13 protein-coding genes and 1 pseudogene are annotated in these 13640 nt (G+C 66.0%); 12 read left to right on the forward strand and 2 right to left on the reverse strand.

What is annotated here, in order from left to right; genetic code table 11:
- The first annotated feature begins 20 nt into the window (after window positions 1-20).
- The 6 genes and pseudogenes from C489_RS12035 (at window position 21) to C489_RS23050 (ending at window position 6531) form a co-directional block, all read left to right on the forward strand.
- Window positions 21-1190: a mechanosensitive ion channel family protein gene (locus tag C489_RS12035; RefSeq protein WP_006431552.1), complete on the forward strand. Its 1170-nt coding sequence runs from the start codon at window positions 21-23 to the stop codon at window positions 1188-1190.
- Window positions 1191-1763, forward strand: a complete 573-nt coding sequence (locus C489_RS12040; RefSeq protein ID WP_006431553.1) for a HemK2/MTQ2 family protein methyltransferase — start codon at window positions 1191-1193, stop codon at window positions 1761-1763.
- A gap of 68 nt (window positions 1764-1831) precedes the next feature.
- Complete coding sequence (locus tag C489_RS12045) at window positions 1832-3043, forward strand: outer membrane protein assembly factor BamB family protein (protein WP_049890822.1); 1212 nt, start codon at window positions 1832-1834, stop codon at window positions 3041-3043.
- A 232-nt stretch (window positions 3044-3275) separates the two neighbouring features.
- Window positions 3276-4280, forward strand: a complete 1005-nt coding sequence (locus C489_RS12050; RefSeq protein WP_006431555.1) for a hypothetical protein — start codon at window positions 3276-3278, stop codon at window positions 4278-4280.
- On the forward strand, window positions 4277-5350 hold the full coding sequence (locus C489_RS12055) for a methionine synthase (RefSeq protein ID WP_006431556.1): 1074 nt from the start codon (window positions 4277-4279) through the stop codon (window positions 5348-5350). The genes C489_RS12050 and C489_RS12055 overlap by 4 nt, the downstream gene beginning before the upstream one ends.
- Window positions 5351-5503: 153 nt before the next feature.
- A pseudogene (locus C489_RS23050) lies at window positions 5504-6531 on the forward strand (hypothetical protein).
- Between the two features lie 102 nt (window positions 6532-6633).
- Here the strand turns inward: C489_RS23050 and C489_RS12075 are convergent.
- Entirely contained in the window at window positions 6634-7119 is a 486-nt protein-coding gene (locus tag C489_RS12075) for a hypothetical protein (protein WP_006431557.1), read from the reverse strand.
- Between the two features lie 300 nt (window positions 7120-7419).
- On the opposite strand from C489_RS12075, the gene C489_RS12080 reads away from it, so the two are divergent.
- From C489_RS12080 to C489_RS12090, 3 genes are all read left to right on the forward strand, one after another.
- The gene (locus tag C489_RS12080; protein WP_006431559.1) at window positions 7420-8544 is read left to right on the forward strand and encodes a Gfo/Idh/MocA family protein; all 1125 of its coding nucleotides are present in this window, start codon (window positions 7420-7422) and stop codon (window positions 8542-8544) included.
- Window positions 8545-8995: 451 nt separating this feature from the next.
- On the forward strand, window positions 8996-9430 hold the full coding sequence (locus C489_RS12085; RefSeq protein WP_006431560.1) for an SHOCT domain-containing protein: 435 nt from the start codon (window positions 8996-8998) through the stop codon (window positions 9428-9430).
- Window positions 9431-9516: 86 nt separating this feature from the next.
- Window positions 9517-10521, forward strand: a complete 1005-nt coding sequence (locus C489_RS12090; RefSeq protein ID WP_006431561.1) for a zinc-binding dehydrogenase — start codon at window positions 9517-9519, stop codon at window positions 10519-10521.
- Between the two features lie 99 nt (window positions 10522-10620).
- Here C489_RS12090 and C489_RS12095 read toward each other — a convergent pair whose 3' ends face one another.
- Window positions 10621-10869 carry a hypothetical protein gene (locus tag C489_RS12095; RefSeq protein ID WP_006431562.1) on the reverse strand — a complete coding sequence of 83 codons (249 nt, stop codon included), beginning with the start codon at window positions 10867-10869 and terminating at the stop codon, window positions 10621-10623.
- Between the two features lie 125 nt (window positions 10870-10994).
- Between C489_RS12095 and C489_RS12100 the strand changes: the two genes are divergently transcribed.
- From C489_RS12100 to C489_RS12105, 3 genes are all read left to right on the forward strand, one after another.
- Window positions 10995-12227 (forward strand): HD domain-containing protein, encoded by a 1233-nt coding sequence (locus C489_RS12100; RefSeq protein ID WP_006431563.1) that lies wholly within the window; start codon window positions 10995-10997, stop codon window positions 12225-12227.
- 100 nt (window positions 12228-12327) lie between these two features.
- A complete protein-coding gene (locus tag C489_RS21590) occupies window positions 12328-12537 on the forward strand; it encodes a hypothetical protein (protein ID WP_152423154.1) in 210 nt (69 codons plus the stop codon).
- Window positions 12538-12614: 77 nt separating this feature from the next.
- Window positions 12615-13634 (forward strand): amidohydrolase family protein, encoded by a 1020-nt coding sequence (locus C489_RS12105; protein ID WP_006431565.1) that lies wholly within the window; start codon window positions 12615-12617, stop codon window positions 13632-13634.
- The last annotated feature ends 6 nt before the right edge of the window (window positions 13635-13640 follow it).

The following is a 13640-nucleotide window of genomic DNA, read 5'->3' on the forward strand; positions in this document are numbered from 1 at the left end:
CAGGCTCGAGAGACGAACGCATGTCCGAACTACTGACGGAGTTCGACCGGCTCTCGGAGCTGTTTCCGACGACGCCGCTGAAATTCGCGGTGTCGATTGTCGCGCTCGGACTCGTCGTCGGCGTCCTCCTCGCCTACCGGCGGCTCCACGCCTGGGTGGCCGAGCGGGCGCGGCCGCTGTACGCCGACATCGCTTCGATGGCCCTGCTCATCGCCACCTGTGCGGTGAGCCTCGCCGTCGTGCTCGGCGTCTGGGGGCAGACGGCGGAACTCAGTCGGCTCTACGACGATTTCGGGCTCGGGGGCGACGGCGTCGCACGCGCGATCTTCTCGTTTCTCCTGCTCGTCGTGACGGTTATCGCTACCCGGTTCGTCCGCCGGGTGATCGAGGAGGTACTCGGCTCGTCCTCGGCCGTGACGGCCCACCAGCGAAAGGTCACGCATCGCCTCTCACAGGTCATTATCTGGTCGGTCTCGCTGGTCGTCGTGCTCGGTATCTGGATCGAAGATCTCGGGAGCCTGCTCGTCGGGGCCGGCTTCCTCGGGATCGTCCTCGGGATGGCCGCCCGTCAGACCCTCGGCACGATGCTCGCCGGTTTCGTCCTGATGTTCGCCCGCCCCTTCGAGATCGGCGACTGGATCGCGGTCGATGACAACGAGGGGATCGTCACCGACATCTCGATCGTCAACACCCGCGTCCGGTCGTTTGACGGCGAGTACGTCATGATCCCCAACGACGTCATCGCCTCGAGCATGGTCACGAACCGCTCGAAGCGGGGGCGACTGCGACTCGAGGTCGAGGTCGGCGTGGACTACAGAACCGATATCGACCGCGCCGCGGACCTCGCGAAGGCCGCGATCGAAGATATCGACGAGGCGCTGGCCGCACCGTCGCCACAGATCGTGGCGAAGTCCTTCGGCGACTCGGCGGTGATACTCGGTGTGCGGTTCTGGATCGATAAACCGAGCGCCAGACGCTACTGGACGGCCCGAACCGCCGCGATCAGCGCCGTCAAGGCGGCCTTCGAGGACGAGGACATCAAGATCCCGTACCCGCAGCGCGAACTGTCCGGGCGGGCCGAGACCGGCGGCTTCCGGATCGCCGACGACGGCGAGACGACGCCGGCCGGCAGCCCGAGTGACGACGGCAAATCGACGGAACACCGCATGACGACACCGGAGGATCGATAGATGACGCTCGAGGACCGACGCGACGAGGAACCGGACGTGTACCAACCCGCTGAAGACTCCCACCTGTTGGCCGAGGCGGCCTGTGACCGACTCGAGGGAACCGAAGTCGTCCTCGAGGTGGGAACCGGATCCGGCTACGTTGCCGAACAAATCGCCGACGAGACGGGTGCTCGCGTCGTCGCATCGGACCTGAACCCACACGCCGTGCGCCAGGCCCGCACCGAGGGCGTCGAGGCGGTGCGAGCGGATCTCGTCTCGCCGTTTCGGGACGGGTCCTTCGACGCGGTGGCGTTCAACCCGCCGTACCTGCCGACCGATCCCGAAAACGAGTGGGACGACTGGATGGAACACGCCCTATCGGGCGGCGAGGACGGTCGAGCCGTCATCGATCCGTTCCTCGCGCACGTCGGCCGCGTGCTCGCCCCCGACGGCGTCGTCTATCTGCTCGTCAGTAGCCTCACCGGCGTTGACGAAGTGGTCGAAGAAGCCGGCGAGCACGGGTTCAGCGCCGTCGCCGTCGCCGACGAACCGTTCCCCTTCGAGACGCTGACAGTGCTCGAGTTGCTTCGCTAGCGGCTCTATTCGAGCGGCGAAGTACGTCATCCGAAGGTTCTTTTCGAATGGCTGAGATGTTTCGGTCGATGCCTTCCACTCGACGAACGTTGCTGAGGAGCGTCGGCGCGACCGGTGCGAGCGTCGCGCTCGCTGGCTGTTCGCTGCTCTCGCGAGTCAGGGGACCCGACGACCCGCCGCCGTCCGGCGTCGACGATATGCCGGATCCCGGGAACAGCGCTCGCGGAGCCACTGGCGAGTGGTCGACGTTCGGCTGCAATGCGGCCAACACCCGGGAGGTCGGTGACGGTGAGGCCCCGGTCGACGGTGTTTCCGAGCGCTGGCGGGTCGAGGTTCCACAATTGACCTATCAGGCACCCGTCGTCGCCGGCGGGCGCGTTTATCAACCCGACGAGGACACACTCCGGGTCCTCGACGCCGCAGAGGGAACGGAACTGTGGACGGTCGAGGGCGTCGGAACAGTGCCGCTGATCTGGAACGATGTCGCCTACGTTTCGACCGGGTCTGCGATTCGCGCGCTCGAGACCGACACCGGCGAGCGACTGTGGGAACGGGAACTCGAGACACCGGGGCGAGTGACGGTGCCCGCGACGCGCGCCGGAGAGCAACTCGTCTGCGGCGCGGGGGAGCGAGTCGTCGCGCTCGATCTCGACGACGGGACGGTACAGTGGGACCGCGAGGTCTTCGGTCAGGTACAGGACCACCCTGCCGTCTTCAGGGCCCACTGGTTCGTCATCACCACTCGAGCCGGAATGGTGTATCTGCTGGACAGGGATGGAATGGGTGGACGACGGTGGCAACTCCCTGCCGAACCGGCGGCACCGCCCAGCGCGGACACTGACTCGGTCTACGTCAACTGTAGAGACGGAACCACGTACGCGCTGATGGACGAGGGAGTATCGGACCCGGCCCGGAACTGGACGGCCGATTCCGGCTGGGCCGACCGCGGCATTGCCGTTGCCGACGGCCTCGTTCTCGTTGCGAACGGGCAGGAGCTTCACGCCGTCGATACCGAATCCGGTGATCGCCACTGGAAACACGACATCGGCGACTGGCGACACACCGCGCCGGCGTACGGCCGCGACACCGTCTTCGTCGGCGGTGACCGCCTTCACGCTCTGGACCCGACGCCGGATGACAGTCCGGGCTGGGGCCCTGCAGTCCGCTTCGAACGTGAGTTCGCGGGCCGCGTCGGCCCGGGGCCGGTCCTCGACGACGGTACGATTTACGTCGTCGCACAGGTCGCCGACGAGACCTACGCGCTGCTGGCACTGGACTGAGACTGTGGGCACAGAACTCTGCGTCTCGCGACGACTCGAGTAAACCCCTGATCGATCGCGGCCCGTCTCGGTTCCGTCCCGATAGCTGTGCGTGGCGTAGCTGCTCCATGATACGTGTTTTCACGCATCTCGAAATCCAGCCCCGGAATCGGCCGAAACCTGCAAAAATTACTGTTGTGTATTAGATTGGATGGAAAATATTAAGCGTCGGTATAGCCTAGCCGGAACTACGATGACTGAGTATGTTTCGACCACGCCGGGGCTGTATCCGCTCCCGGACTGGGCGAAAGACGACCTTTCGGATCTGAAAGGACACCAGAAACACGACCTCATCAGCGGCGACGAGGGCGAGGCAATCACCGCGGCCTACGAGGAGGCCCGCGACGAAGTGATCGGCGTCCAGCAAGACGCCGGCCTCGACCGCGTCGTCGAGGGGCAACTGCGCTGGGACGACATGCTCGCCCACCCGCTCGCGGTCGCCGACGCCGTCGAAACGCGCGGGATCGTCCGCTACTACGACAACAACAACTTCTATCGAGAGCCGGTCGTCCAGGACGACCTCGAGCCAACTGGCGACGTCGCCTCCGAACTCGAGGCGACCGCGGAGCTGGCCGCTGGCGACGACCTGCAGGCCGTCCTCCCCGGTCCGTACTCGCTTGCTGACCTCGCCACCGACGAACAGTACGGCGACGAGGCCGACTTCCTCGGCGCGATCGCCGACTTCCTCGAGGGCGAGGTCGACGCCTTCCCCGAGCACGAAACGCTGTTCCTGCTCGAGCCCTCGCTGGTTGAGAACGCACCCGAGGACGGCCAAGACGAGCGCGCGAGCGAGGCGATCGATCAGGTCGCGAGCGCGACCGACGCCGATGTCGTCGTCCAACCGTACTGGGGCGCACTCGAGGAGAAGGTCTATGCGCACTTGCTCGACGCCGATATCGACGCGGTCGGCTTCGACTTCGTCGCGAATCAGGACGACAACCTCTACAACATCCAGGAGTACGGCGCGCCCGACGACATCGCGCTGGGCCTCGCCGACGGCCAGAACACGCTCGTCGAGGACCCCGAAGCGATCCGCGACCGGGTCGAGTGGGTCGAAGGCCAGCTCGGCGTCACCGAGTTCGAGACGGTCTATCTGACGACGAACACCGAGACGTTCTACCTGCCCTACGGCAAGTACGTGGAGAAACTCGAGGTCCTTGCGGAGGCCGCGGACCTTGCGGAGGTGACCGCAGCATGACGAACGAGAACAAAGATCAGTTCCGACCGCCAGAGCACGATTCCGACCACTTCCTGCTGACGACCGTCGTCGGCTCCTACCCCAAGCCCAAGTGGCTCAACCGCGCGAAGGAGCTCTACGAGGACGACGACCACGGCTTCGACGCCGACGACTATCAGGAGGCCAAAGACGACGCCTCGCGGCTCATCACGAACGAACACGAGCGCGCCGGCCTCGACGTCGTCGTCGACGGCGAGATGCGGCGCAACGAGATGGTCGAGTTCTTCGCCCACCGCATCGACGGCTACGAGTTCAACGGCCCCGTCAAGGTCTGGGGACACAACTACTTCGACAAGCCGAGCGTCGTCAGCGAGGTCGAGTACGACGACAGTTGGCTCGTCGACGAGTACGAGTTCACCGCCGACGCCAGCGACCGACCAGTCAAGGTCCCAATCACGGGTCCCTACACGCTCGCGAACTGGTCCTTTAACGAGGCCTACGAGGACGACGACGAACTCACCCTCGAGCTCGCCGACCTCGTCAACGAGGAGATCGAGAAGCTCGTCGACGCCGGCGCACGCTACATCCAGATCGACGAGCCCGCGCTCGCGACCACCCCCGACGACCACGCCATCGTCGGCGAGGCCTTAGAGCGCATCGTCGCCGACCTCCCCGAGGATGTCCGCATCGGCCTCCACGTCTGTTACGGCGACTACTCCCGAATCTACCCCGAGATCCTCGAGTTCCCGGTCGACGAGTTCGACCTCGAGCTCGCAAACGGCGACTACGACCAGCTCGACGTCTTCAAGGACCCCGAGTTCACCAAGGATCTCGCGCTTGGCGTCTGTGACGCCCACGTCGCGGAAGTCGAGTCCGTCGAGCAGATCGAGGAAAACATCAAGAAGGGCCTCGAGGTCGTGCCGCCGGAACAGCTCGTCGTCTCGCCGGACTGCGGCGTGAAGCTGCTGCCCCGCGAGGTCGCCTACGGCAAGATGGCGAACATGGTGCAGGCGGCCCGGAACGTCGAGGACGACCTCGACGCGGGTACCATCGATATCGAGCGCGGCGCGCCGACCCCGGCCGACGACTGAGTTCGGCCGATCGCCCGTTCGCTTTTCCGCGTTCTCGCTCTCCGCCAGCACGTCCCTCGGCCGACGCCGCTCCGCGCGTTTCGGGGGAGACCCTCGCGCTCGAGCCCCTGTTCCAAGCTCAACGGCTTTTCGTCCGGCGGCTGAACGGCCGCTATGGACGACCCGCTGTCGAGCGACACGCTCCGCGGGCGGACCGGCGGGAGTCGGGTCGCACACTGGTTCCTGCTCGATGCGAACCGCTGGCTGTTCGCGGGGTTACTCGCCGCCGCGGCATTCGCCGTCTTCGTCGGCCTCGGAACGGTCGCGCTGCCGCTCCGGACGGCGATGGAAAGCGGTACGCCGATCGAAACCGCGTTTCAGGTCCTGATCGCCGCGATTCTCACCGGCGTGACGCTCGTCGTTTCGATCAACCAGCTGGTGCTCTCCCAGGAACTCGGGCGGCTGGGGGACCAGCAGGCGTGAATGGACGAGGCGATGGAGTACCGACGCAGCGTCGAGGAACTGTTCGGATCGGTCGGTCCGCCCGACCCCGCGCAGTTCCTGCAGGCGCTCGTGGGCACGAGCAGCGACCGGGCCGAAGCGCTGCGCGAAACCGTCGCCGATACCGACGACGATCGGCTCCGAGAACGGACCGACCGCCTGGTCGAGAACGTCCGTCGCAACTCCGAGGAGATCACCTCTCAGCTCGAGACGTCGACGTTCGGCGAGTTCGGGGTCCTGCGGTCGGGGCTGAACTACAACTACTCGTGGAAGATCTACGCGGTTCGGCGGCTCCGCCACGAACACGAGGACAGCCTCGATGACGACGAACTGGCGGCGTTCGACGAGCTGGTCGACAGCCTGACGCTGTTCGGGCCGGCCCTCGAGCACTTCAAGTCGCTGTACTTCCAGTGGGAACTGGTCCACTCACGCGGTCGATCCTGTACGCCGGGTTGCCCGGCGTGGTGGCCGCGACGGCGACGGTGCTGTTCCTCGACGGGGAGTCGGTACCGGGGGCGACCCTCGGCGTGGATAACCTGGTGTGGGTCGTAAGCGCCAGCGCGACGCTCGCGCTCGTGCCGTTCTTCCTGCTCGCTGCGTACGTCCTGCGGATCGCGACGATTTCGAAGCGAACCGGCTCGCTCGGGCCGTTCATCCTTCGCCGTGCGGAACGGACCGACGCGATCGATTGGGACGAATAGGGCGGGCAACCCCACGATGTCCGTGCTCGAACGATCCGCGGCAGGGTCCGAGTCATCGATGGACGGTCGGACTCGCAGTCGAACCGGTCGATCCCACCGGTATCAGAGAAGATCGATGCTTCCCGGGATCCTGCCACTCCCGACGACGATCGAACCGTCGCGGCGAACGATGATCCCGTAACCGAGCAGGGAGCATTCGAACATCACGTCGTCGGCGCGTCCGCCGTCGCTCCGGACCGACTCCTCGACGGCGAACGTCACTGACTCGAGACTCGAGGTGTCCGCCGGAAGCGCCGCAAATGTCTCGGAGGGCACGTTCCGGATCTCCCCCTCGACGGTAAACGAGAGCACGTCGGGCGGCGGATCGATCGACTCGGGGTCCCCGTCCGACGAGGGCCGGAGCGCGTCGACCCCGTCCGCGAGGTCCTCCCGGTCCGGCGTCGCGACGCTGATGTCGACGGTCTCGAGCCGGGGGGTTGCCGGGCCGGTCAGATCGAGCGCGACGGCGTCTGTGTCGCCGCCCGAGACGGTCACGCGGGACGGATTCATCGTCGTTCCCGCGAACTCGCCGAGCACCGCCTCGGTCACGCTCAGATTTCCTCCACCCTGAACTCGAGGCCGTCGGGTGGTCGCGTTTCCACGGTGGTGTCCGCCAGCCGAATGCTCTCTGCCTCGTCGAATCGGACTGTGTTGCTCATCGCTGTCTCGGTGTGCCTACGGCCCGAGCGGGGGAAACTGTACCGCCGAGACCCGGCGTGTACGGCGTGACCTACCGCGTCCGAGCGGCTACCCGATGGCGAGGCATCGAGTGAGACTGCTGTGGGACCGCGACCGCGTCCCGCACCCGCTTCGACAACAACTAACTGTCGGCTCGGTGAACGGGCGTCCATGACCCTCGAGATCGGCGTTCTCGGCTATCGGTTCATGGGGAAAGCACACGCGAACGCGATGGCGCGGCTGCCGATGTTCTTCCCGGACGCACCCGAGATCGAACGCATCGTGCTCGTCGGCCGCGACGAGGAAGCGCTATCGGACGCGGCCGATCGACTCGGATTCAGTTCGGTATCGACGGACTGGACCGAGGTCGTCGACGAGGTGGATGTCTTCTACAACCTCGGCCCGAATCACGTCCACCGCGAGCCATCGATCGCCGCCCTCGAGGCCGGAACGCCGGTCTTCTGCGAGAAACCGCTCGCGCCGACGCTCGAGGAGGCCGACGAGATGGCCGAGACGGCACGCGAAGCGGGCGACGACGTACCCGCCGGCTGTGCGTTCAACTACCGGTTCGTGCCCGCGATCCAGTACGCAAAGCGGTTGCTCGAGGCGGGCGAACTCGGCGAGATTCAGCAGGTTCGCGGCCGATATCTGCAGGACTGGCTGGTCGACCCCGAGGCCCCGTGGTCGTGGCGCAACGACGAGGAGATGGCCGGTTCGGGTGCGTTGGGCGATCTCGGCTCGCACACGGTCGATCTCCTGCGATTCCTCGTCGGTTCCGACGACCTCGCCGGCGAGATCGAACGGGTCAGCGGCCACCTGCAGACGTTCGTCGACGAGCGCCCCGTAGAGGGCGGCGACGAAACCCGTTCCGTCACCGTCGACGACGCCTATACCGCGCAACTCGAGTTCGAAAACGGTGCCGTCGGATCCCTCGAGGGGACGCGGGTCGCGGCGGGTCACAAGAACGATCACACGATCGAAATCCACGGCTCCGAGGGGAGCCTGCAGTTCTCGCTCGAGCGGTTGAACGAACTCGAGGTGCTCCGTGATGGAAATCGGGGCTACGAGACGATTCTGGTCACCGACGAGGACGATCCCTACGTCGACCACTGGTGGCCACCGGGCCACGTGCTAGGCTGGGAGCACACGTTCATCCACGAGAATTACGAGTTCCTCAGCGCGGTTGCGAACGGTGATGCGTTCGAACCCAACTTCGACGACGGCCTCGCCGCCCAGCAGGTCCTCGACGCGATCGAACGGAGCGACGAACAGGGCGAGTGGGTCAGTCTCGAGTAACGCGGTTCCGATCTCGATCCGGAGCACTTGCTCTCCCTAGCAACGGGCTTCCGGGCCCGCCTCGAGCGGTCTCAGTCCGAGAAACGAGAGCCGATCGGCTGGGATGTGTCTACCCCCTTGCCAACAACAGCAGGAAGTAGACCGACGAAACGAGCCCGCTGCGTGTACTGGCAGCAGAGAATACCACGTCCTCCCCACCCGATTCGCTCGTTCCCTTCGGTCACTCACTCATCCCTCGCGCGAGTTCGTCCCGCGATTCACTGTCGTTCATCACGGGACAGCACGCGCCACTGCACTGGATCAACAGCCGGTCTGTAGCGGATACGGTGGAGCATTCGTCGAGAGCCAGAACGACAGTGTGGCGGCACGCGTCCGATCCCTTCCGACGCGCGAGTAATGCTCGGCGCGTGACAGGATTTTTTGTAGCTCCGCTAAGAATAACTCCGTGGGAATGGACGACAGGATTCGGGCATTCATCGCCAATGAGGGCTGGCTACTGGTGGCGATCCTGACGTTCGCACTGACGAGTATCGCCGGCATCGCCGGCCTCGGAGCGCTCGCGGGCGCGATCTCGGTTATCGGGTGGTTCCTGCTGACGCCAATTCTGCTGTTCTGGGGCGACGAGGTCGCGCTGTTGCTCGAGGACGCCGACGCGACGGGCGCGACGCAAACCACCGATACAGACACCGAATCGGACCCGCTCGAGGAACTGAAACGCCGCTACGCGGCGGGCGAGATCAACGAGACGGAGTTCGAATATCGACTCGAGCGGCTCGTGGCAGTCGACGATATCCCGGACGAGGCGGTCGATACCGAGTCGGTCGACGAGATTCGGACCGACTCGCTCGAGCGCGATCGCGAGCGGGAACGAGAGCCGGAGCGCTAGCTGCGGGTCCTCGGTTACGATAGCGCCGCTCGTCGATCGCCGGAGGCGTCGGATATTCCCGGCTGGCGACCCAACGACGATTCGCTATGGCTGCGGAGATGACTGCCTACGTTATCGAGGAGTATGGCGACCCAGATGTCTTCACGGAGACGACCCGCGAGGTCCCCGACCCCGAGCCGAACGAGATCCGCGTCGAGGTCGCTGCGTCGAGTCTCAACCCCGTCGATTACAAGCTCCGGCAGGGTGCGCTTCCGGACTTCGCCCCCGAATTCCCGGCGACGCTTCACTGCGACGTGTCGGGCGTCGTCGACGCGGTCGGGGAAAACGTCGACCGGTTCGAGGAAGGCGACGAGGTGTACGGCATGCCCGGCGGCGCGGGCCGGCAGGGGAGCCTCGCCGACTTCGTCGTCGGCCACGCCGGCACGTTCGCACACGCGCCGGACTCGATCTCGCTCGAGGAGAGCGCCGCCCTCCCGGTCGTCGCGCTCACGGCGTGGGAGCTACTCGCCGACAAGACCAGCGTCGACATCGACGAGGAGGTGCTCGTCTACGGCGGCAGCGGCGGCGTCGGCCACATCGCGGTCCAACTGGCCCGCTGGTTCGGCGCGGACATCACCGCGACGGGCTCGAGCGCCGAGAAACGCGACCTCGCGGAGCGACTCGGTGCCGACGCGACCGTCGACTACACCGAGACCGACGTTGAGGCGTACGTCGACGAACACGCCTCCGGTGCCGGCTTCGATACCGTCGTCGACCCGATCGGGGACGACCACCTCGAGACGGCCTTCGAGGCGGTCCGGCCCTACGGTACCGTTGTGACGACCGAGTCGAGCGCGGCCCAAGAATTGGACCTCGGCCCGATGCACGCGAACTCCCTCGAGCTCGGCGTCGTGCTCGTTATTCTGCCCGTGTTGCTCGGCGACCGGCAGGAGCGCATCGGCGAGGAGCTCGCCGACATCGCAGCGCTTGTCGACGACGGGGCGATCGAACCCCACATCGACGAACGATTCGCCTTCGACGACGTCGCCGAGGCACACCGTCGCGGCGAGGCCGGTGACTTCCTCGGGAAGCTGCTGCTCGTCAACGAGTAAGCGGCGGCCGGAATCGCGACTCAGTGCGGTCAGCCGATCGACCATGTACCGGTGCGAGGTCGTGCGGTCGGCTCCGTTGGCTTGAGACCGTCCGCCCGACTACGTCGATTCGATTTTCCCGACCGTGTGAATCTCGTCGTAGCGCACGCTGCCCTCGTCGAGCGGTTTGCCGTCAATCTCGAGGTAGCCGGGTTCGAAACTCGTCAGTTCGCCGGTGACATCTGTTTCGTGGTCTTCGGTCCGTTCGTCGCTGCGGACCTCGACGATATCGCCGATCTCGAGGTGTTCTTGGACGAGCGCTCTCCGCCGGTCCGCGTCGGCGTCGGGTGGAATTTCTATATTGGTCATCGTACGTCAACGGTCCACGGCCACGCCGGTAGTAGTTGAGCCGGTATTCGCAACTCGCGGTCGTCGATCGGGGGACCGCCGCGCTCGGACGACCGTTTTTGTACGAACGGGCCGAAACGCGACCAATGAAGATCGTCAAGGACAGCGTCCACGACCACATTCAGGTCGATGGCGTCGCCCGCGACCTCCTCGATACGCCGGAACTACAGCGGCTCCGGCGGATCAGCCAACTCGGGACCGTCTCGCTGGTCTACCCCTCGGCCAATCACACCCGCTTCGAGCACAGCCTCGGCGTCTACCACCTCGCCTGCGAGGCCCTCGAGCAACTCGGCGTCGAGGGGCGGCAGGCAGAGCGGGTCCACGCCGCGGCCATGCTCCACGACGTCGGCCACGGCCCGTTCAGTCACAATCTCGAGGCGCTTACCCACCGCCGAACGGGTCGCTACCACGACGACGTCCACGACCTGCTCGCGAACGGGGCAGTCGGGGATGTGTTAGGAGAGCACGGCCTAGAGCCCGACACGGTCGCGGATCTGGTCGCCGGCGAGGGGCGGTTCGGCCAGCTCGTCTCGGGCGAACTCGACGTCGATCGGATGGACTATCTGGTGCGGGACGCCCACCACACCGGGGTTCCCTATGGGACGATCGATCACGGCCGACTCGTCCGCGAACTCACCTTCGCGGACGGCGAACTCGTCCTCGACGAGGGGAACGTCCAGACCGCCGAGAGCCTGCTGGTCGCACGGGCGCTCATGAACCCGACGGTCTACAGCCACAGCGTCGCCCGGATCAGCAAGGCGATGCTCCGGCGGGCGAGCGAACGGCTACTGGACGCGCCCACTACCGATATCGACGCCGAGACTCTCCAGCGGATGGACGACTACGATTTGATCGTGGCCCTACGCTCGTGCAACGAGACGGCGGCGTTCTGCCGCCGACTGGACCAGCGCGACCTGTTCAAGCGGGCCGTGTGGGCCGAGATCGACGACGTGCCGGGCGGAATCATTGAGTCGGACCACGAGACGATCCGCGAGTTCGAACGGGAGATCAGCGATCGAGCCGGCGTCGACCCGGACCGCGTCATCCTCGACGTGCCGAGTCGGCCGTCGATGACGGAGTCCACGACGCGCGTGATGGTCAACGGCGAGATCCGCCAACTGGACCAGCAGTCGCCGCTGGTCGAGGCGCTGCGCGCCGCCCAGTACTCCCAGTGGCGGCTCGGGGTCTACTCGCCGCCGGAACTGCGTGACCGAGTCGGCCGGGCCGCGGTCGACGTGCTCGGGCTCGATATCGACGGTGCGCTGGTCAGCGAGGTTCGCGACGGAATGGACGCGACGCTGGATCAGTTCGTCGAATAGCGACTTTCAGGGCTATAGCGGCCGATTCAGCCGGAGAAGTCGCTCGAGGTGGCCAATTCAGGCTCGCGCCTTATCCCCGCTGGGTGGAGAGAACTATGCGATGAGTAAATTTGTGAGTCGGCTCTCGATCTTGCTCGTTGCAGCGACTGTAATCGCCGTGGTACTGGTCGGCTGGGCGGGCGGATTCCTCACGATCGAATCGCTCAGCTGGTCCAATTCGGCCGTCGTCGCTGGACTCTCGCTGCTCGCCCTCTCCGGACTGATCGCCGTGCTGTACGAACCGCTCGAGATCGACGACGAGTCGAACTGATTCCGCCGGTCGCCGTCTGCTGTCCGACGCCGACGCCACCCCGAATCGTTGAAGGCGGTGACTGCAAACTACCTCGTATGGAACGAACGGGAACGATCCTCCGCGGCCGCGAGTTCGAACCTGTCGAGGGACGGGTCGTCATCGGCGACGACGGCCGCATCGAGGCCATCGAAGAAACGGCGGTCGAGAGCGACGACATCATCCTCCCGGCCTTCGTCAACGCCCACACCCACATCGGCGACTCGATCGCCAAGGAGGCCGGCGGCGGCCTCTCGCTCGAGGAACTGGTCGCCCCGCCGGACGGGCTGAAACACCGACTTCTCAGGGACGCCTCCCGCGACGAACTCGTGACCGCGATGGAGCAATCGCTGCGGTTCATGCAGCAGGCCGGCACCGCCGCCTGTCTGGATTTCCGCGAAGGCGATGTCGCGGGGGTTCGGATGCTCGAGGACGCCGTGGACGGCCTCGAGATCGACGCGTTGTCGTTCGCCCGGGGCTCCGTCGACGCGATGCGCGCCGGCGACGGCTACGGCGCGAGCGGCGCGAACGACGACAGCTTCGACCGGGAGCGAGCGGCGACCCGCGAGGCGGGCAAACCCTTCGGCATCCACGCGGGCGAGGTCGACGAGACCGACATCGACCCGGCCCTGGACCTCGAGCCGGACTTTCTGGTCCACATGGTCAACCCCGAACCGGACCACCTCGAGCGGGTGGCAGAACAGGACGTGCCGATCGTCGTCTGTCCGCGCTCGAACCTCGTCACCGACGTTGGGCTCTCGCCCTACGAAGACCTCCACGAGCGAACGACGCTCGCACTCGGGACGGACAACGTGATGCTCAACTCGCCGTCGATGTTCCGCGAGATGGAGTTCCTCGCGAAGCTCTCCGATCTCTCCGCGGCCGATATCCTCCGCATGGCGACGATCAACGGGGCCGAGATCGCCGACCTCGAGTACGGCCTGCTCGAACCCGGCCGGGAGGCCCGACTGCTGGTGCTCGACGGCGATTCGGACAACCTCGTCGGCGCGCGGGACCCGGTCCGAGCCGTGGTCCGGCGGGCGGGTGTCGACGACGTTCAGGAAGTCATTTACGGGTGACGCGAC

The sequence above is a fragment of the Natrinema versiforme JCM 10478 genome (genome assembly GCF_000337195.1).
Lineage (GTDB): Archaea > Halobacteriota > Halobacteria > Halobacteriales > Natrialbaceae > Natrinema > Natrinema versiforme.